This window comes from Haemophilus sp. Marseille-P9675, from assembly GCF_916862695.1.
Lineage (GTDB): Bacteria > Pseudomonadota > Gammaproteobacteria > Enterobacterales > Pasteurellaceae > Haemophilus > Haemophilus haemolyticus_K.
The window spans coordinates 37626-58230 of record NZ_CAKASP010000001.1 but is presented as its reverse complement, the minus strand read 5'-3'; the positions used below and the strand labels follow the sequence as shown (position 1 = coordinate 58230).

The 20605-nt window shown below is 38.1% G+C and carries 23 protein-coding genes; 5 read left to right on the top strand and 18 right to left on the bottom strand.

Features of this window, described 5'->3' with window-relative positions; genetic code table 11:
- Positions 1-47 precede the first annotated feature (47 nt).
- From LIX50_RS00290 to radC, 12 genes are all read right to left on the bottom strand, one after another.
- Positions 48-1253, bottom strand: coding sequence for an NAD(P)/FAD-dependent oxidoreductase (locus LIX50_RS00290; protein WP_048954232.1), 1206 nt, complete (start codon positions 1251-1253; stop codon positions 48-50).
- A complete protein-coding gene (nrfF, locus tag LIX50_RS00285; protein ID WP_048954233.1) occupies positions 1250-2407 on the bottom strand; it encodes a heme lyase NrfEFG subunit NrfF in 1158 nt (385 codons plus the stop codon). The genes LIX50_RS00290 and nrfF overlap by 4 nt, the downstream gene beginning before the upstream one ends.
- Complete coding sequence (locus tag LIX50_RS00280) at positions 2404-2934, bottom strand: DsbE family thiol:disulfide interchange protein (protein ID WP_048954234.1); 531 nt, start codon at positions 2932-2934, stop codon at positions 2404-2406. Before LIX50_RS00280 ends, nrfF begins: the two co-directional genes overlap by 4 nt.
- On the bottom strand, positions 2934-4841 hold the full coding sequence (nrfE, locus tag LIX50_RS00275) for a heme lyase NrfEFG subunit NrfE (protein ID WP_048954235.1): 1908 nt from the start codon (positions 4839-4841) through the stop codon (positions 2934-2936). Before nrfE ends, LIX50_RS00280 begins: the two co-directional genes overlap by 1 nt.
- 97 nt (positions 4842-4938) lie before the next feature.
- Positions 4939-5904, bottom strand: coding sequence for a cytochrome c nitrite reductase subunit NrfD (nrfD, locus tag LIX50_RS00270; RefSeq protein WP_048954236.1), 966 nt, complete (start codon positions 5902-5904; stop codon positions 4939-4941).
- Positions 5901-6578, bottom strand: a complete 678-nt coding sequence (gene nrfC, locus LIX50_RS00265; RefSeq protein WP_048954237.1) for a cytochrome c nitrite reductase Fe-S protein — start codon at positions 6576-6578, stop codon at positions 5901-5903. The genes nrfD and nrfC overlap by 4 nt, the downstream gene beginning before the upstream one ends.
- On the bottom strand, positions 6575-7225 hold the full coding sequence (nrfB, locus tag LIX50_RS00260) for a cytochrome c nitrite reductase pentaheme subunit (RefSeq protein ID WP_005634454.1): 651 nt from the start codon (positions 7223-7225) through the stop codon (positions 6575-6577). Before nrfB ends, nrfC begins: the two co-directional genes overlap by 4 nt.
- 76 nt (positions 7226-7301) lie before the next feature.
- Positions 7302-8828 (bottom strand): ammonia-forming nitrite reductase cytochrome c552 subunit, encoded by a 1527-nt coding sequence (nrfA, locus tag LIX50_RS00255; protein WP_048954238.1) that lies wholly within the window; start codon positions 8826-8828, stop codon positions 7302-7304.
- Positions 8829-9076: 248 nt separating this feature from the next.
- Positions 9077-9889, bottom strand: a complete 813-nt coding sequence (gene mutM, locus LIX50_RS00250; RefSeq protein ID WP_048954239.1) for a DNA-formamidopyrimidine glycosylase — start codon at positions 9887-9889, stop codon at positions 9077-9079.
- 71 nt (positions 9890-9960) lie between these two features.
- Positions 9961-10131, bottom strand: a complete 171-nt coding sequence (rpmG, locus tag LIX50_RS00245) for a 50S ribosomal protein L33 (protein ID WP_005613503.1) — start codon at positions 10129-10131, stop codon at positions 9961-9963.
- Between the two features lie 11 nt (positions 10132-10142).
- The gene (rpmB, locus tag LIX50_RS00240) at positions 10143-10379 is read right to left on the bottom strand and encodes a 50S ribosomal protein L28 (RefSeq protein WP_005599762.1); all 237 of its coding nucleotides are present in this window, start codon (positions 10377-10379) and stop codon (positions 10143-10145) included.
- A 213-nt stretch (positions 10380-10592) separates the two neighbouring features.
- On the bottom strand, positions 10593-11258 hold the full coding sequence (radC, locus tag LIX50_RS00235) for a RadC family protein (RefSeq protein ID WP_048954240.1): 666 nt from the start codon (positions 11256-11258) through the stop codon (positions 10593-10595).
- A 163-nt stretch (positions 11259-11421) separates the two neighbouring features.
- On the opposite strand from radC, the gene coaBC reads away from it, so the two are divergent.
- The 5 genes from coaBC to crp are packed head-to-tail and all read left to right on the top strand — an operon-like array spanning position 11422 to position 14722.
- A complete protein-coding gene (coaBC, locus tag LIX50_RS00230; RefSeq protein ID WP_048954241.1) occupies positions 11422-12624 on the top strand; it encodes a bifunctional phosphopantothenoylcysteine decarboxylase/phosphopantothenate--cysteine ligase CoaBC in 1203 nt (400 codons plus the stop codon).
- A gap of 47 nt (positions 12625-12671) precedes the next feature.
- Entirely contained in the window at positions 12672-13127 is a 456-nt protein-coding gene (dut, locus tag LIX50_RS00225) for a dUTP diphosphatase (protein WP_048954243.1), read from the top strand.
- A 3-nt stretch (positions 13128-13130) separates the two neighbouring features.
- Positions 13131-13787, top strand: coding sequence for a nucleoid occlusion factor SlmA (slmA, locus tag LIX50_RS00220; protein WP_048954244.1), 657 nt, complete (start codon positions 13131-13133; stop codon positions 13785-13787).
- Positions 13788-13808: 21 nt separating this feature from the next.
- On the top strand, positions 13809-14060 hold the full coding sequence (locus tag LIX50_RS00215) for a YheU family protein (RefSeq protein ID WP_005631427.1): 252 nt from the start codon (positions 13809-13811) through the stop codon (positions 14058-14060).
- Positions 14045-14722 carry a cAMP-activated global transcriptional regulator CRP gene (gene crp, locus LIX50_RS00210; protein WP_048954245.1) on the top strand — a complete coding sequence of 226 codons (678 nt, stop codon included), beginning with the start codon at positions 14045-14047 and terminating at the stop codon, positions 14720-14722. Before LIX50_RS00215 ends, crp begins: the two co-directional genes overlap by 16 nt.
- 365 nt (positions 14723-15087) lie before the next feature.
- Here crp and rlmC read toward each other — a convergent pair whose 3' ends face one another.
- The 6 genes from rlmC to LIX50_RS00180 all read right to left on the bottom strand — a co-directional run bounded on the left by rlmC (position 15088) and on the right by LIX50_RS00180 (position 20599).
- Entirely contained in the window at positions 15088-16266 is a 1179-nt protein-coding gene (rlmC, locus tag LIX50_RS00205) for a 23S rRNA (uracil(747)-C(5))-methyltransferase RlmC (protein ID WP_048954247.1), read from the bottom strand.
- Positions 16263-17315, bottom strand: coding sequence for a beta-N-acetylhexosaminidase (gene nagZ / locus LIX50_RS00200; RefSeq protein WP_048954248.1), 1053 nt, complete (start codon positions 17313-17315; stop codon positions 16263-16265). The genes rlmC and nagZ overlap by 4 nt, the downstream gene beginning before the upstream one ends.
- Positions 17316-17318: 3 nt before the next feature.
- Positions 17319-17669, bottom strand: a complete 351-nt coding sequence (locus tag LIX50_RS00195) for a YcfL family protein (RefSeq protein ID WP_048954250.1) — start codon at positions 17667-17669, stop codon at positions 17319-17321.
- On the bottom strand, positions 17669-18019 hold the full coding sequence (hinT, locus tag LIX50_RS00190; RefSeq protein WP_048954252.1) for a purine nucleoside phosphoramidase: 351 nt from the start codon (positions 18017-18019) through the stop codon (positions 17669-17671). The genes LIX50_RS00195 and hinT overlap by 1 nt, the downstream gene beginning before the upstream one ends.
- Positions 18020-18097: 78 nt before the next feature.
- The gene (gene ppiD, locus LIX50_RS00185) at positions 18098-19966 is read right to left on the bottom strand and encodes a peptidylprolyl isomerase (RefSeq protein WP_048954254.1); all 1869 of its coding nucleotides are present in this window, start codon (positions 19964-19966) and stop codon (positions 18098-18100) included.
- Positions 19967-20032: 66 nt separating this feature from the next.
- Positions 20033-20599 carry a manganese efflux pump MntP family protein gene (locus tag LIX50_RS00180; protein WP_048954255.1) on the bottom strand — a complete coding sequence of 189 codons (567 nt, stop codon included), beginning with the start codon at positions 20597-20599 and terminating at the stop codon, positions 20033-20035.
- Positions 20600-20605: the final 6 nt, after the last annotated feature.

Below are 20605 nucleotides of genomic sequence, written 5' to 3'. Positions count from 1 at the left end.
TTTTATGATTTAATTAGAAGAATTCTAACGTATTTTCAACATCCCTTCTACTTTTCACTAATTCCTTGTGAACAAGCATAAGCCGAGCTCCACGCCCATTGGAAATTATAGCCACCTAGCCAGCCTGCCACATCCAGCACTTCACCAATAAAATACAAACCGCTTACTTGATTACTTTCCATTGTTTTAGAAGAAATTACTTTAGTATCCACACCGCCCATTGTCACTTCAGCTGTGCGATAACCTTCTGTGCCATTAGGGGTAAATTCCCAGTGATGAATAAAATCCATTAGATTTTTTACCCGCACTTTACTGATGTTAGCGATAACTTCATCTTGCACAAGGCCTTGTTCAATCCAAAGCTCGACCAATTTTTTCGGAAGTAATCGAACCAAGATGGTTTTCAACATTTGTTTTGGTGAATGTTGTTTAGCTTGATTAATTTCCTCCTCCACATTGTGGTTCGGTAATAAATCAATTTCCACTGACTCAGTGGGCTGCCAATAATTGGAAATTTGCAACACCGCAGGGCCTGAAATACCACGATGAGTAAACAAAAGCTGGTTGTGAAACGATTTTCCGCACAGGGCAGTGATCGTGACTGGCAAGCTAATGCCTGAAAGTGCGGTTAAAAATTTATCTGTTTCTCGATACGTAAAAGGTACCAAACTCGCGCGAGGAGGAATAACTGGAATGCCAAATTGTACCGCGATTTGATAGCCAAATGGCGTTGCGCCAAGCCCTGGCATAGAAAGCCCACCTGTGGCGACAATCAAATTTTTACATTGCCATTGGGTTGAATTTACCTGTAAAACAAACCGCACTTTTTCATCATTTTGAATCCGTTCAACTTGAGAAACTTCGCTACGCAATAAAATCTTAGCACCATATTTATCACATTCAGATTTCAGCATTTCAACAATTTGTTCTGCGCCATCATCGCAAAATAATTGCCCCAATTCCTTTTCGTGATAAGCAATCCCCTGCTCCGCCACTAAGGAAATAAAATCCCAATTGGTATAACGAGCAAGGGCAGATTTGACGAAATGAGGATTTTGTGAAAGGTAATGAGCAGGCGTAACCTCTAAATTGGTGAAATTACAAAACCCGCCGCCCGACATCAAAATCTTACGTCCGATTTTTTTGCCGTTGTCGAAAACTGTCACTGACTTGCCTAATTTAGCTAACTGTGCTGCGCAAAATAATCCAGCCGCACCTGCACCAATAATAATATTTTCAGAATATTGGCTCACGGATTTTGCCCTTTTTCACCACGTTGTAAAAAATCTAACATCTTCATTCGTTGAATAACAGAACGACGATCCACTGCCGCATTACCAGAATCTAATAATTGCTGTAAATACGCACTGGCTTGTTGATATTGACGATTTTCTAAGGCAATCGTCGCCAACAAAGAAAGGCTCGATACTTCATTTTTATCTTTTGCCAATGCTTCATTCAAGAGTTGTTCTACTTTTGGGGTGATTTGCTGACCTGATTGATAATAAAGTGCGGTGGCAGCCAAGCCTAAAATATTAGGTTTACTTCCTGATATTTTTTCTGCATTAGAATAGGCCACAAGCGCACTATCAAATTCATTATTCTGCACATAGGCTTCGCCAAGTTGAAGCCAAGTTTCCGCATTATTCGGATCAGTTCTCAGTTTATTTTGGATCTTCTCAATCACATTTTCATTTTTGTGTTCATCATTCATTTCAACATTTTGATTATGTTGCTCAATCATCGATTGCTCACCTTGTTGAACACGACTAAAACGATCAAGGGAAAAATAATAAGCGGTTGGAATAGCAATTAATAAAAAGAAAACCACAAAAGAAAGTTTGTGATTACTTTTCCCGAAAAAATCTGTCTTTTGTTCATTTTGCTTAGGATCCGAATGAGCCTCAGCATCAACAGAAAAATATCGCTGTTCTTTTTCCAATGCACTTCCCTGATCGACTGAAGATAGAGACGATTTTTTCCTATTTGAGAAGTAAAGCAATGCGGCAGCTAAAATAAAAAGAGCGACTGGCAACAGCCACAACAATGCCGTATTCCATTTGAACGGTGGTTTGTAATTCACAAAATCACCAAATCTAGCCGTCATTTGATCAATAATTTGCTGATTGCTTTTGCCCTCATCCACCATTTTGTACACTTCAAGACGCAAGTCATAAGCAATTGGTGAATTAGATTCCACCAAATTTTGGTTTTGACATTGTGGGCAGCGTAAAGATTTTGCCAATTCTACGGCGCGAGTACGATCATCTTGATTTTGGAATTGATAGGTATCCACCATTTCCGCTTGTACGAATAAGGAAAATGCGAATAAAAGTGCGGTTGCAAAAAAGGCTGTTTTTTGAACCTGAATAAAACCACGAGTAAAAATATCTAATATGCTTTTCATTTGTTCTTCAATGCTTCAATTTTTGGCAGAAAGACTGTTTGCCAAGTTTCTTTATCCAGTAAACCAGAATGGCGATAACGAATCACACCATTTTCATCCACAAGATAAGTTTCTGGCGCGCCATCCACGCCTAATTTTAATCCCAATTCACCCTGGCTATCATCAATGGTGAAGACGAACGGATTGCCCATTCGCTTAAGCATTTCAATGCCATTTTGAGGATTGTCGCGATAATCCACTCCCACAATAGGGAACGTTTTTGCAATCTCAATTAACAGAGGATGTTCTTCCTTGCAATAACCACACCAACTGCCCCACACATTTAATAAAAATGGCTGTTTAGGAAAATCCTTCGGGCTTACGATTTGTGATGGCTCATGTAAATTAGCCTGATAAAACTCTGGAACAGGTTTATCAATCAAAGCCGAAGCAATTTTTTTCGGGTCTTGATTTAACCCAGCAATTAATAATACACACACGCCTAAAAGCACAAAGAGCGGTGCAAAAAAGATAAGTTTTTTGTTCATTATTTTTCCTGTTTTCTGCGCAATCCGAAGATGCTACAAAGTGCGCCAAACGCCATTAAAATACCGCCAGCCCAAAGCCAACGAATCAGTGGTTTATAGTGTAAGCGGAAAGTAAATTCTCCTTTGCCGAGAGAATCGCCCATCACAATATATAAATCCCCCCAGAACCCACCATCAAGCCCCACTTCACTCATTGTCATTGTTCGCACATCGTAATAACGGCGTTCGGGGATAATTTCTGCATAAGGCTTGCCATTTTCAGTTACGTCAAAAAAGGCGACTTCTGCCGTAAAGTTTGGCCCGATTTCATTAGAAAATTGACGATAATGAAATTCATATTGCCCCAATTTTTGACTTTGTTGCGGCGCTAAACGCACACCAATTTCACTACCAAAATAACCACTCATCACCGCCCCAATAGTCACAATCGCCACGCCACAATGCGCTAAAATCATCCCAAATTGAGACAAGCGAATTTGTCGCCAATTTTGCCATAAAGTGACGAACAAAAGCCAAATCGCAAGAGTTAATAACACAAAGGCGAAAGCATGGAAATGTAATGCAGAATTATTGTGTAGCTGTTGCCAAATCATCAAGCCAGCAAGAATTAAAGACGGAATAAAAAACCATGCGCAACGTACCAATAATGTGTGATCAAATTGCGCCCGACGGATGGTAAGGGAAACCACCATTAGGATTAAAATCACCGTAATAATTGGGAAGAAAATACTATTAAAATAAGGACTTCCCACCGAAATTGATCCCCAATTCATCGCTTGGAATAACATCGGGTAAAAGGTGCCTAAAAAGGTGGAAACAGTGGCAATCGTCAGCAAAATATTCAGTAATAAAATGCCACCCAATTTAGAAACGAACTGAAATTTCATCGCACTTTCTGATGAACTGCCCGCACGCAAAGCGAATAATCCAAAGGCTAACACCGTCAAAACAAAGAAAATTAATAACAACACATAACCGCGCGTGTTATCCAATGCAAAAGCATGCACAGAAGTGAGTGCGCCAGAACGAACAATAAAAGTGCCTAATACGCTAAAGGCAAAAGCAAGCAAAGAAAAAAGCGTTGTCCAATAACTAAATACGCCTTGTTTTTCCGTTGCCATTAAACTGTGTAATAACGCCAAACCAAGCAACCAAGGCATTAAAGACGCATTTTCTACGGGATCCCAGAACCACCAACCGCCCCAGCCGAGTTCGTAATAAGCCCACCACGCACCGAGCACAATGCCAATGGTTAAAAACAACCAAGAAACCAACACCCAGCCACGCATTGAGCGTGCAATTTGTCGTGCTGACTGGTTATAAATTAACGTACTTAAGCTCATTACAAAATTCACCGCAAAACCCACATAACCAACATACAACAAAGGCGGATGGAAAATTAATCCCACATCTTGCAACATTGGATTGAGATCGCGCCCTTCTGCCGGCGCAGGGAAAATGCGTCCAAACGGATTAGAATAAAATAAGATAAACACCGCAAAACCAAAACAAATCAATCCCAATAAAGATAAAGATTGAGCGGAAAAAGTGCGGTCATTTTTTCGATTAAAAAAAGCAAAAGCAGCAAGCCATAAACTCAATGAAAATAACCAAAACAACATTGAACCTTCATGCCCGCCCCAAGTGGCAGCCACTTTAAAAAATGTAGGCAATTGGGAATTAGAATGTGCCGCTACATATTCAAGGGTGAAATCATCCACCGCAAAAGAATATGATAATAAACCGATGGAAAGTGTCGTGCTTATAGTAAAAATGTATGATAGTGGCCACGCAGAATTAATAAGAGTTGTATTCTTTTTTAACAAACCAAGTTGTGGAACAATAACGAGCAAAAGCGCGGCCGTCGTTGCGAGGAGTAATAAGTAAAATCCAAGTTCTGGGAGCATAAAATATTATTCTTTGTTAATTAACGTCAGGATGTCTTCTGACAAATAAAAAGAAAGGCGCATATTATTACGCCTTTCCTCTAAATACAATTTTAATTTACGCGACTGTTAATTGCCCTGCATACAATATAAAGAATCGTAAACAAAATACCCCAATTAAGTCAAAAATTGATACTAAGATAATAAAGTTACGATTATATTTTAAGCGGTCATTCACAAACATATTGGCAATTAATGGGATCAAGATACCAATAAAGAATACCCCAATCCAGAACACGGCTCCCCAAAAACCAGATAATGCATTATGTAATGCAACTGTTTTTTGTCCACCACCAAAATGTAAGCCAACGAAGAAACACACAAGCAAACCAAGCTCTGTCACCATAATTGGTACTTCAAATTTATGGATGAAGTGCGATTCATGAGAATCTCCTTTTAATTTTCCTGCAATCAAGATAATTAAGAAGGTTGCGGCAATACCAGATGATGTACCAGAGGCTAAGAACAATGCAGGTAATACAGGATTATTCAACATTGGATAGCTAATTAATGCAGAAAGCAAGAAACCAGTGTATGCACCAAGCACTGCAGCCAATATGAAAAGAATAACTTCAACTGGACTGACAATGCGTTCTACAATACCGATGAGTTTTATCACAAATTGTAGTTTTGGCATAAAGCGATTAATTAATACTTCGATTTCTTTTTTGAAAATCACCACACCCCAAATTACTAAAAACAACATATAAATTTGGAATAGCATGACCCCCATCGACATTACGGAGTTAAATTGATAGTTAAACATCAATTTCCAGAATGTCCAAGGTCTCGCTAAGTGGAAAACTAATAGCGTTAAACCAATTAATGTTGGCACAGATCCCAAAATCACACCGGATCGAATAATCCAATTTTGACTTGGATTCATTAATTTATTACTACGTTTATAAGCAATTGCCAACTGCACCGCACCAGATGAGATCCCCAATAAAAACAAGTAGATCGCAATGGTAGAATCCCACACTAGATTAGGCGTATGAAATGGAACTGGATAATCTAATGTCATCTTCTAGGCTCCCCATGTTGGAATGGAATATGATACAAGTTTGGTTGTGTACCTAACTCCACTTTAGTGCGATAAACCGGTTTTTCTTTCACTTTACGTGAAACTGCACTCATCGGATCATTCATATCCCCAAAAGTTAATGCTTTGGTTGGACAAGCTTCCACACAAGCCGGTTGTTTACCATTGGCTAAATTTGTATCGCGGCAGAAGTTACATTTATCTGCGGTACGATGTACTGGATGAATAAAACGTACACGATATGGGCAAACTGCTATACAGTATTGGCAGCCTACGCATAAATCTTTATGTACATCTACAATGCCAGTCTCTTTATCAATAAAAGATGCACCAGTTGGACAAACAGCTACGCAAGGTGCATTTGTACAATGTTGGCAAGATTGACGGAAGAACTCATATTCCTGATTTGGAAATTCACCGTAAGGTTCACTGCGTAGAATCTCTAAGCGAGAAACGCCTTCTGGCACTTGGTTTACATCACGGCATGCATCCATACAGGCTGTACAGCCGATACACGAATTTTCATCGTGTACCATTGCGTAACGTTTAGGTTTATCCGCCTTGTCTTCTTTCGAAAAAGAAGGTAAAGATGTTCCCGTCATAAGGATCACAGCCCCCATGCCGGAAACAAAGTTTCGGCGTGAGCAGGCTGTCATTGTTTATCCTTTTGTTCGGTTAGTTTATCTTGTTCTGCTTTACGTTTTTGTTGTTCACCATGGCAATCTACGCAAAGTTTAACGCGTTGTTTTGGTTGAATACCTTTCATTGCGTCTTCTTTCGGGTGAAGCGTATGGCAACTTGCACAAGGTAATTTCATTGCGTGTACATCATGCGCCCATAGTTTTTCACGAAGTTTGTCAGGTTGGTGACAAGCAAAACAAACTTGGTTTTGTTCTTGAACTGAATACATCGGTTTTTTATTACCGAAAATATCCCCTTCAAAACGCATAACATCTTTAGCACCACGACGGTGATTTTCAGAAACGTTACCGTGACAGCTTACACAAGTAATTGCTTTACCGTTATTTGGATTTTTCTTATCTAAGTGCGCACCATGGAATTTACCAAAGTGGAGTTCGCCACCAGACTGATCTACAGTTTGGTTTTTATCTACTTTGTCGAATTTATGGCATTTAGCACAATATTGATTTGGATCGCGTTGGTTATCTAATTGCGGCTCATAAGTAAAATGATCCGCAGGTTTTTGTGCATCATCAGCATGAGCCAAAAATGGCGCTGCTACAAATGCCGCACTTAACGCTAACGCTTTTGCAGATTTGTTGATTAAAGAAGTTAAATTCATTTGGGTTACCTCAAATTTGACCTTGAAAATCACCGCACTTTCCAGTTTGCACTTAAAAGTGCGGTGGATTTTTCATTTATTTTTGTGCTGGTGGATCAACTAATAAGCCTTTTTCTTTAGCTTGTTGTTCCCATTGTGGTACCACAGTTTTTAAGAATTCTTCTTTAGCTTTGCGTTCTTTTTCAATATCAATACCCATTACTTTCCACGCTTTATCAGCTGTTGAAATATCTGGGATTTGAACTGGAGTTTTCACACCGTGTTTAGTTAAGATTGCTGCAAGTTTAGTACGAGCATCCGCTGCTTTATCTAAGCCAGAACCTAATACACGAAGCACTACTTCAGGTGCGTGCATATGACCACCGTGGCTTGCTGCAGCATAATCCCAACGCCATTGAGCATGACGAATATCCATTAATGCCGCTTCCATTTCTTCTTTAGTTGCACCTGCATCCCAAGCCGCTTTCGCTTCAAAGTGAGCTTTAACAACTTGCTCTTCTAAACGACCCATTACATCTTTCACTTCTTTTTTACGTGAAGTGACGATATCGCGTAATTTTTCTTTACTTTGATCGTGACAGTTTGCACAAGTGCGGTCAAATGCATCGAATGGATTTTGGATTTGGTGATCAGTATAAACTTTACCGTCTTTACCTTGCACTTTTGGCATGTGACAGTCTACACAAGTTACACCATTTTTACCGTGCATACCTAAAGACCAAATTTCAAAGTCAGGGTGTTGCGCTTTTAACATTGGCGCTTTAGAAAGGCTATGAGTCCAATCACTGAAACCAATTTCATCGTAATATTTTTCAATATCATCAACAGTTTGACCTTTATTCCAAGGGAAGGTTACTTGTTTGATATCGCCTGCGAAGTAGTATTCAACGTGACAGTTTGCACAGATTTCAGCGCGTTTTTCAGTACGAGCTGCCGTGTTGAAGCTTAAATTGTTATGTGGGCGACCTTCTGCTTTATCTTTTTCAGCAGTTGCTTTTTCTAAAGCGTCAAGCGCGCGTAATACGTGTGGACGAGCAATACGTAATGCTGGTTTTCCTTCAGCAAAATCTTTAGAGGTCGTATCGTGACAGTCAGCACAACCGATTGAGTTCACGATTTCTGGACCGCCTTTTGCCCATTTCGCATTGAAATAATCTTTTTCACCCCATTCCGCAATTAAACGTGGAACATCAGGGCCTTTACATGTCCAACATGCCATTGGTTGTGGACCATCATTTGCTGTTTTTGGTGCACCAGTACGTAGAATGCTACGAACATCAGTGACCGCATAAAAGTGACCACGCGGTGCATTGTATTCTTTTGCAAATGAATAACCGCCCCAAAGAACAATTAAGCGTGGATTTTCTTCATCGGCATAAATAATTTTTTCGCCGTTGCCATTTGCAGTTGAACGCCAGCTGTTATATTGATTTGGATATTTTTCTGCAAATTTTTCATTTACAGATTCAATTTTCAAATCTGGTTTTACTGGTTCAACAGGTTGTTCTAATGGCTTATAAACCATATCAGCTACCGCTGAGTTAAATAAGCTTAAACTCGCGAAAGACGCTGCCACAATGAGGCTTTTTTTGAATGCGTTCACGATAATCACTCCATTTGTTGTAATAAAAAAGTTAGGTTAAATAGAAAGTTGAGAATTATTCTTAATACCACATAAAACATGTGGATATAGATTCATTCGAGCGTAAAATAACAAAATAAAAAAGTTTTTCTACTGTCTCTGTAGAAAAACTTGAGATCGATCAAACTTATTTTTCAAAATACCAAGATATAGGTATAAACCCAATAAGAGTTAACTCTTTTTTGTTAAATTTTGAGAGGTTATACCTATTATTTTTTCTGACATCTAGAACAAAAAAAGCTATTTCTTTGTCCAATTACCAAACTCTCAATGTTTGTACCGCACTTCGGACAAGGTTTATCTTTATTGCCATATACCAATAATTCTTGTGCAAAATAACCTGGGCGCCCATCTGGCTGTAAGAAATCTTTAAGTGTAGTTCCACCTTGAATAATAGCTTTTCTCAAAACATCTTTAATCGTATTTACTAGGGAAATACATTGATTGCGGGTCAGATTTTTAGCGAGTTTAAGTGGATGAATACCACAAATAAACAAACTTTCATTCGCATAAATATTTCCAACGCCCACCACCACAGCGTTATCCATCAAGAAGCTTTTAAGTGCGGTCGATTTTTGACGAGATTTTTTGAATAAATATTCTGCATTAAATTCATCAGAAAGCGGTTCAGGCCCTAGCTTTAAGAAAAGATGAAAGTCATCTAAATTCTCCGTCCACAACCATGCACCGAAACGACGAGGATCGTTATAACGTAATAATTTGCCATTGTTCATTACAATATCAATATGATCATGTTTATCTATTGCGCTATCCTGTGGCACAATTCGCACCGAACCTGACATGCCCAAATACCCGACGATATAGCCTTTTTCCGTGTGAATAATCAAATATTTTGCTCGACGAGTGAGATCTACAATTTTTACATGTTTAAGGGTTATCAATTCCTCTGATACGGCCCAGCGCAATTTAGGCTGGCGCACGACAACTTTCTCAATCGTAAAATTCTTAAGATAAGGGCGAATACCGCGTAGTGCAGTTTCGACTTCGGGAAGTTCCGGCATGATTTGTTCCTTAATAAATTTGTGATACAAAAAAACCCGAACAATGTCGGGCTTTTTCTAAATAAGCAAAATTATTTGATTTTTGCTTCTTTATAGATAACGTGTTTACGCACTACTGGATCAAATTTTTTGATTTCCATTTTTTCAGGCATATTACGTTTGTTTTTATCAGTTGTGTAGAAGTGACCGGTCTCTGCAGTAGAAACTAAACGGATTTTCTCACGAGCGCCTTTAGCTGCCATTTTTTAGCTCCTTAGATTTTTTCGCCACGAGCACGGATTTCAGCTAATACTGCATCAATGCCTTTTTTATCAATAATACGCATACCTTTCGCAGTTAAACGTAAGGTTACGAAACGGTTTTCACTTTCAACCCAGAAACGGTGAGTGTGAAGGTTTGGAAGAAAACGACGACGTGTCGCATTCAACGCGTGTGAGCGGTTATTACCCACAGCTGGACGCTTGCCTGTTACTTGACAAACTCTAGACATAATAATCTCCAATAATTAAATATAAGCTCGAGCTTACGGTTCGGATTGTTTAAAGCCAGTTAAAACCAGCTTGCTACCTCGTCAGGTCGCGCTAATCCGACCCGCTTACTATATTAAAGGTCGCAAATTATACTGGCTTTGTTTTCATTTCTCAAGTGTAAATGCGATTTTCCTAGATGTAATCGGTAAAAAAATGGTCAACATTATAAAAATTTATAATAAAAAGTTCTCTGCAAAAGAATAGCAATCTGTTTTTCCGACAATTAAGTGATCAAGCACTCTGATTTCCATTAGTTCTGCAGACTCCTGAATTTTTTTAGTAATAAGCTGATCCGAATAACTCGGTTCCGTTATACCCGAAGGATGATTATGCGCCAAAATTAAAGCAGCCGCATTACAATAAAGTGCCTCTTTAATTATTTCCCGAGGATAAACCGCTGATACATTAATTGTACCTAAAAATAACCGCTCTTTTTTAATCAAACGATGTTGATTATCCAAAAATAAAACCATGAACACTTCTCTTTCCTCATGTTGCAATTCAGTGAGTAAAAAAAGTTTTACCGTTTCAGGATCATTAATAATCGGTGTACTTAACATCTCTTGCTTTAAATAACGCTTGGTCATTTCCGTAATCGCTTGCAGCTGAATAAATTGCGTAATGCCTAAGCCTTTCACTGAGCAGAAGGCTTTTTCATCTGCAGAAAGTAACGTATGCAAGGAACCAAAATGTGATAAGACATTTTTAGAAAGCTGAATGACTGGGCAGCCTTTTATGCCAGTTCGTAAAAAGATCGCCAGCAATTCATAATCAGCGAGCGTTTCTACACCAAATTTAAGCAATTTTTCCCGTGGCATTAAATCATCATTGTTTTCCATAAAATATTAAACGCAAAATAGAAAAAATTTTGACCGCTCTTTTCTTGTTTTACGAGTAACTTATGTAAAGTCTGCGATATGTATCGCAAAAATAGCATTGGGCATTCAATAAAATTAAAGTAAAATAACGGAATTGTGGCTAAGTACTAACAAAGGTTGAAACATGAAATTAAACGGAAAACATATTGTAGTTGGCATTACTGGCGGAATTGCTGCCTATAAAACAATAGAGTTGATTCGTTTATTACGCAAAGCAGAAGCTGAAGTACGTGTAGTATTAACCCCAGCTGCGGCAGAATTTGTTACGCCTTTAACGCTTCAAGCCATTTCTGGCAATGCTGTCTCACAATCTTTACTTGATCCACAAGCAGAACTGGCAATGGGGCATATTGAGCTTGCCAAATGGGCCGATGCCATTATTATTGCGCCAGCTAGTGCAGACTTTATTGCCCGTCTTACTGTAGGCATGGCGAATGATTTACTTTCAACAATTTGTCTTGCGACTGATGCGCCAATTTTTCTTGCCCCAGCAATGAATCAGCAGATGTATCGCCAATCCATTACTCAACAAAATTTAACGGCTCTTCAAACGCGTGGAATTGAGCTTATTGGCCCGAATAGTGGTTTTCAGGCTTGCGGCGATATGGGGAAAGGACGTATGTCAGAACCAGAGGAAATTTTTACCGCACTTTCTGACTTTTTCTCTCAAAAACAAGAGCTACAAGGATTAAATGTCGCTATTACAGCAGGCCCAACGCGTGAGGCAATCGATCCCGTTCGTTATATTTCTAACCATAGTTCAGGGAAAATGGGATTTGCGATTGCTGAAGCATTTGCCGAACGTGGGGCGAACGTCACGCTAATTTCAGGGCCAGTGAATTTAACAACACCAAAAAATGTAAATCGAATCAATGTCATCTCAGCACAAGATATGTGGAAAGCCTCTCTTGAAAGTGCGGCGAAAAATCAAATTTTTATTGGCTGTGCGGCTGTTGCTGATTACAGAGTAGCCGAAGTTGCTGACCAAAAAATTAAAAAATCTGGCGATGAAATATCTATCAAGTTAATTAAAAATCCCGATATTATCTCAGATGTAGGACATTTAAAAACACATCGCCCTTTTACTGTTGGATTTGCGGCTGAAACCCAAAATGTTGATGATTACGCAAAAGATAAACTTGAACGCAAAAATCTTGATATGATTTGTGCCAACGATGTATCTGGCGGACAAGTTTTTAACGCAGATGAAAATGCCTTACAGCTTTTCTGGAAAAATGGTCATAAAAAATTATCGCTAAAATCAAAAGTGGAACTTGCAGCTGATTTAGTTAATGTAATCATTGAACGCTATCAAAAAACCTTATAATTCCAACCGCACTTTTACCTAAAAATGAATTTCAAACGGAGTATTACATGAAAAAAATTGACGTAAAAATTTTAGATTCTCGCATTGGAAATGAATTTCCTCTGCCAACTTACGCAACTGAAGGTTCGGCGGGTCTTGATTTACGTGCGTTGATCGATGAAAGCTTTGAAATTCAACCAGGTGAAACCAAATTAATTCCGACGGGGCTTTCAATTTATATTGCAGATCCAAATTTAGCGGCAGTGATTTTGCCTCGCTCAGGTCTTGGCCATAAACATGGTATTGTGCTAGGAAACCTTGTGGGATTAATTGACTCCGATTATCAAGGAGCATTAATGGTATCAATGTGGAACCGTGGAAATGAGCCATTCAAAATTGAAGTCGGCGATCGCATTGCTCAACTTGTTTTCGTGCCAGTAGTACAAGCCGAATTTAATATTGTAGAAGATTTTCAACAAACCGAACGTGGTGAAGGCGGTTTCGGTCATTCAGGTAAACAATAATTTATGGTAGAAGAACAATTATCTTTATCGGGCGTGGAAGAAATTACGCCTAAAATTGAAACACCAAAAATTGAAAAAAGAACGGTAAAAGAACGTCGTCAACAAGTGCTTACTGTATTGATACATATGCTTCATTCCGAACGAGGTATGGAGCGTATGACAACGGCTCGTCTAGCAAAAGAAGTTGGGGTATCTGAAGCTGCGTTATATCGTTACTTTCCAAGCAAAACAAAAATGTTTGAAGCCTTAATCGAGCATATCGAAAATACCCTACTAAGCCGTATTACCGCTTCTATGCGTAACGAAACCCAAACAATGAATCGCATTCATGATATTTTACAAACGATCTTAGATTTTGCCCGTAAAAATCCTGGGTTAACTCGAATTCTAACGGGCCATGCATTAATGTTTGAAGATGCGCAATTGCAAGTTCGAGTCGCACAATTTTTTAATCGTCTTGAAATGCAGTTTGTCAATATTTTACAAATGCGAAAATTGCGTGAAGGACGCGGCTTTAATGTGGATGAACGCATAATTGCTTCGCATTTAGTCACACTATGTGAAGGACAATTTATGCGCTATGTTCGTACTAATTTCCGTCTGAATGCAAGCCAGTCTTTCGAACAACAATGGCGTTTTATCGAGCCACTTTTTGCCTAATTGACTTTACCGAGTAAATATATGATTATTCCTTGGCAAGAACTGGAAGCAGAAACATTAGATAATATCGTAGAAAGCGTAATTTTACGCGAAGGAACCGATTACGGTATAGAAGAACTTTCACTCAACCAAAAAAAACAACTTTTACTGACTCAAATTCGCAATGGAATTGCGGTGATTGTATGGTCTGAATTGCATGAATCCATTGACATCAAAAATAAAACGGAATTTTTGAAACAGGAATGTAAGGAGCACGAATGTCAAATGAATTAACCGAAATTGATGAAGCATCAGTTCCACCACAGGAAGAAGAATCAACGACTCGAGATCCTATTTTAGACTGGTTTCTTACGCATTGCCACTTACACAAATATCCAGCAAAATCTACGCTAATTCATGCGGGAGAGGATGCAACTACACTTTATTATGTGATTAAAGGTACTGTAATGGTCTCTGCAAAAGATGATGAAGGAAAAGAAATGATCCTAACTTATCTAGGAGCCGGACAATTCTTTGGAGAAGCAGGGCTATTTGATGAAGGCTCAAAACGTTCAGCATGGGTTAAAACAAAAACAACATGTGAAATTGCTGAAATTTCCTATAAAAAATATCGTCAATTAATTCAAGCTAACCCAGAAATCTTAATGTTTTTAACCGCACAATTGGCAAGACGTTTACAAAATACTTCACGCCAAGTGAGTAATTTAGCATTCTTAGATGTGGCAGGTCGTATTGCTCAAACGCTAATGAACTTAGCTAAACAGCCTGAAGCAATGACACATCCTGATGGAATGCAAATCAAAATTACACGTCAAGAAATTGGACAAATGGTTGGTTGTTCACGAGAAACTGTAGGACGTATTATTAAGATGTTAGAGGATCAAAATCTTATTCATGCCCATGGAAAAACCATTGTTGTATATGGCGCAAGATAATTTTTCATCATAAATTATTCAATAATGAAACCATCCAAAATCAATTTGGATGGTTTTTGTTTAATTGGAAATAATATTCAAAACATTAATTGACAATTAATATAAAGGATTCTATTATTATCCAACTTCTTACAAATATAGTGGGAAGACAGGATTGGTCTCCTGATATAGTGGCTTTTAAAGGTTTATAACCTTATTGCATAGTTTTATGCCGCAAAAGCTAGAACACCAAGATGCATTTTCTAATCTATGGTGGGCTAGGTAGAAATCCCGCAGGGATGCGTGCAGTAAGCCACTTGCTGTTAAGACCAATTCTGCTTAGTTCCACCACCCTTCGTTCAAATCCCCAACCTTTTTATATTTCTTTAACTCTTCTTTTTTCTTTCTAGTAAAACTAATACTTCATAATGAGATGTTTGCGGAAACATATCAAAAAGTTGAATTTTCAATGGTTTATAACAAGTGAGATGCTGTAAATCTTTCCCCATTGTCACGGCATTGCAGCTGGAATACAAGATAAAGTGCGGTTGAATTTGGTTAAGAAATTCACTTAATTCCTTTCCAATTCCACGACGTGGTGGATTTACAATCACAAGATCTGGCTTATTCTCATTCTGATTTTTCATCACACTTGTCGCGTCTAGTGATTGGAAATTTACATGTTCTAAACCTAATATTTTAGCGGAATGACTCGCCGCAAAAATAGCTGATGAGGAAATTTCAATTCCAGTCAACTCAATACTTTTTCCCCATTTTTCCTTTAAAGCTTTCGCGCAATGTAAGCCAAATCCACCCACACCACAAAATAAATCCCAGACTTTATAGATTGGTAATTCTCTTACCCATTGCTGAGCGGTTGCATATAATCCCGCCGCCACTTTAGGATTAGTTTGAAAGAAACCTTGTGGGCGAATAAAGAGTGGAATACCGTTGAAATTCTCAGGTAAAAATTGTTGTTCTGTCAGAAAAATTTCTTGTTCACCTTCTAAGATGGCTGCGTGTTGTGGTTGTAAATTAATGCTAACCACTTCTAAGTGAGATAATTTTTCCAATAATTTGGGTAATTCTCGACGAATTAATGGCAATTTATTTTCTGTGCGCAATACAAAGCGCAACATTAATTTTCCCGTCGCGATACTTTCTGTGAGCAGAATATATTTAAGCTCGCCTTTTTGTTTAGCAATGTTATAAGGTACTAAACCAGCACGGCCAATAAAATCCTTCAGAACAGGAAAAATCAATGAAAAATGAGTTGGATAAAGGGGACAATCACACAAATCAATCGCGCTTTGTGGATCATTAGGATTTTTTAAAATGCCAAGTATCGGGCGTTCAACACTGCCACTAACAACCATTTTAGCTTTATTACGAAAGCCTTGTTCATCAGATTCAAAAGGAGCCAACCATTGCGCTCCATCGCAATTAATAGAAATCAGTTGCTGCTTTAAATGGTGTTGTTTTTCAGCTAGCTGCTGACTATAAGGTATTTCAAGCCATTGACAAGAACGACACTCATTTTGTTGATAGTATCGACAATCAATCATTTTCTTGCAGCCTGAATATCTAGCCAACGGCTTTGAATATCTGCGAGATTTCGGTGATTCAGTTTCCAACGTTGATCTAAAACCAAATCATTCCACTTGATCACGCTACGTTTAAATAAATTTTGTAAGCGAGCTTCACGAGCCATAAAGTGCGGTTCATTTTCAGTAAGTTTTAGATTATCTAATACTTGAATGACACCTTCACGTTCATTGCACAGTAACAAAAGATCACAACCTGCATTTAGCGCTTTTTTGCTACGCTCTACAAAATCGCCCATTACGCCAGCGCCTTTCATACCAAGATCATCGGAAAAAATTGCACCTTGGAAATTTAGTTGTTTTCGTAAGATTTCTTTCAACCAATATTCTGAACCACTTGCTGGTTGACTATCACATTGTCTATAAATGACATGCGCAGGCATAATGGCATCGAGTTTATTTTGTGAAATCAACTGTTGGAAAGGTTGGAGATCGCAACTAAAAATTTCGTCTTTTGTGCGATCATCATAAGGGGTTTCTAAATGAGAATCGGCTAATACATGACCATGTCCAGGGAAATGTTTACCTGTAGATGCCATACCTGCTTGATGCATACCATCAATAAAAGCGATTGCTAAATTTACCGCACTTTTTACATCAGATGAAAAACTGCGATCACCAATCGCTCGACATTCATGCCCCAAATCCAGCACCGGCGCAAAACTCAAGTCAATATCCAAGGCAATCATTTCTGCAGCCATTTGCCAACCTGCTTCTTTAGCAAAACTCACTTGTTCAGTTGTTGACAGTATTTCTTGAAAAGCCTGCATTGAAGGCAACATTGTGAATCCATCACGGAAACGTTGAACTCGTCCGCCTTCTTGATCCACCGTAATCAATAAAGGCTTTTTCACTCGTTGACGAACAGAACGAATTAATTCTTGAATTTGTTCTCTGTCTTCAAAATTTCTAGTAAATAAAATCAATCCCGCAACAAGAGGATGAGAAAGTAACTCAACTTCCTCTTGTTCCAACTCTTTTCCTTTTAAATCAATTAACAACGTGCTCATAAATTATTTTAAATAAAGGCGATAATTTTTACTTTCTACAGTAGGTTTAATTAAATCGATTGATTTCTCTTCTTGTGGTTTTAGCAACAATTGAGCGGAATAGCTTTCTTGCTGATTTTCCCAAGTTTGGGTTACCCCTAAATGATCATACCAATACAAGTAGTAACTTATCTTCAAAAGTTGCTGACTTTTATTTTTTATAAGCGCTGATTTTTGACTCGTTTCAACTTGAATTAAAGGTAAAAGATTAGATGTGATATTTAAAATCGGCTTCGTTGAATAAGTTAAGTCTTCTACTGAACTTGAACAAGCCACGAGCACAAGGCTCGCCAAAATTAAAAAATATTTTTTCATTATTTAACTAACATTCTACCTAAAGGTTCACCACCGACTAAATGCATATGCAAATGGAATACTTCTTGCCCACCATGTTTATTGCAATTCACAATTAGGCGATAACCATCTTCTGCAATGCCTTCTTCTTTAGCAAGCTTAGCCGCCACGCTAAATAATCGACCTAGCGCTACTTCATCTTGCTCCGTCACATCATTCACTGTTGGGATTACTTTATTTGGAATGATCAAAATATGTGTTTTAGCTTGTGGTGAAATATCACGAAACGCTGTGACTAATTCATCTTGATAGACGATATTTGCAAGAATTTCTTTACGGATGATTTTACTAAAAATTGTTTCTTTTGCCATTGTTTGCTCCCTATAAAAAAGTGCGGTGAATTTACCGCACTTTTTATCAAAATTTATCTGAGATTGCAATTTAATCAATTATTGCTGCGCTTCATCATCTTGATTGATGAAAGAGTCATTTACTTCAATTTTAGCTCTCTCACGCAATCCTTGCATTAATTGCGCTTGAACTTCAGCCTGACTTGTACGTAATAATTGAGCACTAAATTGGCTTAATTCTTTATCGTTAAGCACGCCGTCTTCTACTTTATTTAGAGCAATAATAACAACATCGCCTTTCTCATTACGAGCCACTTGGTAAACCACTTTACCTGATGCTGGTTTAGCAATTGAGAATACGCCATTTGTTAAAATTGGATCTTTATTTTCACTTAAAGTAAAAGTTTGCTCACTTGAGAAATTAATTCCATCCACTTTCGATTCAGCATTTTGGTTTAATGCTTTCACTGCTTGTTGTGCTTTTTCATTTAAGACATTTTCAGCCTTCTGACGTTTTAAGAACATTTCAATATCCGCTTTCGCATCTTCCAATGTTCTCACACCTTCAGGTTTGTGATCTAACACACGCACTACGATAGCGTGATAATCGCCGACATTCAAAGGCTCTGAGTTCGCGCCACCGTTGGCAATATCAGATTCAAAAACGGCAGAAACTACATTAGGGAAATTTAATTCTGCAGGTACATTTTGACGAGAAAAATAACCGCTCTCTTGAACTTTAACACCTGCAACTTGTGCCGCGGTATTCAGTGATTTGCTATCTTCAAAAGCCTTATCACGCACTTGCTTTTCAATTGCGTAATAACGATTTTCTAATAAGGATTTACGCACCAAATCAGCAACTTGTGCTTTCACCTCATCTAAAGTTTGAGCTTTACGCTCTTGCACTAAAACAATATGGTAATTGCCATCCACATTGATTGGTTGGCTATATTGCCCTACCTGCAATGCAGCTGCAGCATCTTCAAAGGCTTTTGGTAATTCATTTGCATTTACCCAACCCAAATCACCACCATTCTCACCAGAAACTTTATCTAAAGATTTAGCTTTAGCTACATCAGCGAAATTTGCGCCTTTTTGTAATTCATCGTAAGTAGCCTTAGCATCTTGCTCATTTGCAAATTGAATATGTGCTAAACGCTGAGTCATAAATTGAGCTTTATTATCTTGATAATATTGCGCAATTTCTACATCTTTAACTTCGATACCTTTTTCGATTTGGCTACCTGAGAGATCCATATATTGAACCTTCACTTGTTCTGGCTGAACAAAAGATTTTTGATTAGCTTCGTAATAAGCTTTAATTTCATCATCAGATACCGCTTGCTTTGCCATTTCATCAGCAAGAGATAACGTCGCTAAGCGCGCTGAACGTTTTTGGAAGAAAACTTCTGCGGTATTTTTTGCTTGAACAGGCACAATAAACTCACTGTTAGCAACACCACTTTGCATTTGTTCAAGGGTTAATGCGCCACGCAAAATAGCCGCATAACCATCTGAAGTTAAACGATTTTGTTGTAATACTTGTTGATAAACACCGTTATCAAATTTGCCATTAACCTGAAAATTAGGATCTGTCACGATTGCTCGTTTAATCATTTCATCGCTCACGCCTAATTTTAATTCTTTCGCATATTGACGAAGTAATTCTTGATCAATCATTCGATTGATGGTGCTTTGACGAAGTGCGGTAACAAATTCAGGAGAATCTGACTGAGCCATAAATGCTTCGCCTTCGCGTTGTGCACGAGCCTCAAATTCTTGGTTGTAGCGATTTAAAAAATCTTGTTGCGAAATCACTTCACCATTAACTTTTGCAGCATAAGTATCATTTGAACTAAAAAGATAGCCAGACATACCGCCGACTAAAAACGATAAAGTAATCAAACCCAAAATAAACTTAGCTACCTTTGAATTTGATAAATTGTGCATTTTTTCAATTAACATTCTATAACCCTTGTTATAAACATAAAATTTTCCCCGATTATAATCTAAACGTAGAAAATTAGCATCTTAAAAAGTGAAAACACCGTGCTCATAAAGCAAGCTAATACCAATTCCAATCAGCACTATGCCACCAAAAATCTCCGCTTTTGATCTAAATTTTTGCCCAAGAAAATGACCGCCCTTTACGCCGAATAATGAAACGATAAAAGTAGTCAGTGCAATAATTGCCATAGCCGAAAAAATATCGACAGAAAGAAAAGCAAAAGATATGCCAATTGCTAAGGCATCCACACTCGTAGCTAAACCCAAAGTCAATAAACGTTTTAAATTTATAGATGGCTCTACACTTGCTTCGGAATCAGCATTTAATCCCTCACGCACCATATTAATGCCAATTAATGCAAGTAAAACAAAACCAATCCAATGATCCCAATCTTGAATCATTGAACTGAATTGCAAGCCTACAAAAAAACCTATTGCGGGCATGATACCTTGGAAAAATCCAAAACAGAGAGAAATATAAAGAGCTTGTTTCCAACGAAAAGATCTTAATGCAATACCTTTAGAAATGGATACAGCAAAAGCATCCATTGATAAGCCCAGTGCAATAATACAAAGTGTATAAAAGCTCATAATTTA

Bases quoted from the DNA above. Each gene is read 5' to 3' on its own strand.
- LIX50_RS00195 (WP_048954250.1), bottom strand. From the start codon at position 17,669: ATGAAAAAATATTTTTTAATTTTGGCGAGCCTTGTGCTCGTGGCTTGT.
- nrfC (WP_048954237.1), bottom strand. From the start codon at position 6,578: ATGACAGCCTGCTCACGCCGAAACTTTGTTTCCGGCATGGGGGCTGTG.
- rpmB (WP_005599762.1), bottom strand. From the start codon at position 10,379: ATGTCTAGAGTTTGTCAAGTAACAGGCAAGCGTCCAGCTGTGGGTAAT.
- rpmG (WP_005613503.1), bottom strand. From the start codon at position 10,131: ATGGCAGCTAAAGGCGCTCGTGAGAAAATCCGTTTAGTTTCTACTGCA.
- dut (WP_048954243.1), top strand. From the start codon at position 12,672: ATGAAAAAAATTGACGTAAAAATTTTAGATTCTCGCATTGGAAATGAA.
- LIX50_RS00215 (WP_005631427.1), top strand. From the start codon at position 13,809: ATGATTATTCCTTGGCAAGAACTGGAAGCAGAAACATTAGATAATATC.
- LIX50_RS00180 (WP_048954255.1), bottom strand. From the start codon at position 20,599: ATGAGCTTTTATACACTTTGTATTATTGCACTGGGCTTATCAATGGAT.
- nrfD (WP_048954236.1), bottom strand. From the start codon at position 5,904: ATGACATTAGATTATCCAGTTCCATTTCATACGCCTAATCTAGTGTGG.
- mutM (WP_048954239.1), bottom strand. From the start codon at position 9,889: ATGCCGGAACTTCCCGAAGTCGAAACTGCACTACGCGGTATTCGCCCT.
- nagZ (WP_048954248.1), bottom strand. From the start codon at position 17,315: ATGAGCACGTTGTTAATTGATTTAAAAGGAAAAGAGTTGGAACAAGAG.
- nrfE (WP_048954235.1), bottom strand. From the start codon at position 4,841: ATGCTCCCAGAACTTGGATTTTACTTATTACTCCTCGCAACGACGGCC.
- rlmC (WP_048954247.1), bottom strand. From the start codon at position 16,266: ATGATTGATTGTCGATACTATCAACAAAATGAGTGTCGTTCTTGTCAA.
- nrfB (WP_005634454.1), bottom strand. From the start codon at position 7,225: ATGAATTTAACTTCTTTAATCAACAAATCTGCAAAAGCGTTAGCGTTA.
- slmA (WP_048954244.1), top strand. From the start codon at position 13,131: ATGGTAGAAGAACAATTATCTTTATCGGGCGTGGAAGAAATTACGCCT.
- crp (WP_048954245.1), top strand. From the start codon at position 14,045: ATGTCAAATGAATTAACCGAAATTGATGAAGCATCAGTTCCACCACAG.
- radC (WP_048954240.1), bottom strand. From the start codon at position 11,258: ATGGAAAACAATGATGATTTAATGCCACGGGAAAAATTGCTTAAATTT.
- coaBC (WP_048954241.1), top strand. From the start codon at position 11,422: ATGAAATTAAACGGAAAACATATTGTAGTTGGCATTACTGGCGGAATT.
- LIX50_RS00280 (WP_048954234.1), bottom strand. From the start codon at position 2,934: ATGAACAAAAAACTTATCTTTTTTGCACCGCTCTTTGTGCTTTTAGGC.
- ppiD (WP_048954254.1), bottom strand. From the start codon at position 19,966: ATGTTAATTGAAAAAATGCACAATTTATCAAATTCAAAGGTAGCTAAG.
- hinT (WP_048954252.1), bottom strand. From the start codon at position 18,019: ATGGCAAAAGAAACAATTTTTAGTAAAATCATCCGTAAAGAAATTCTT.
- nrfF (WP_048954233.1), bottom strand. From the start codon at position 2,407: ATGAAAAGCATATTAGATATTTTTACTCGTGGTTTTATTCAGGTTCAA.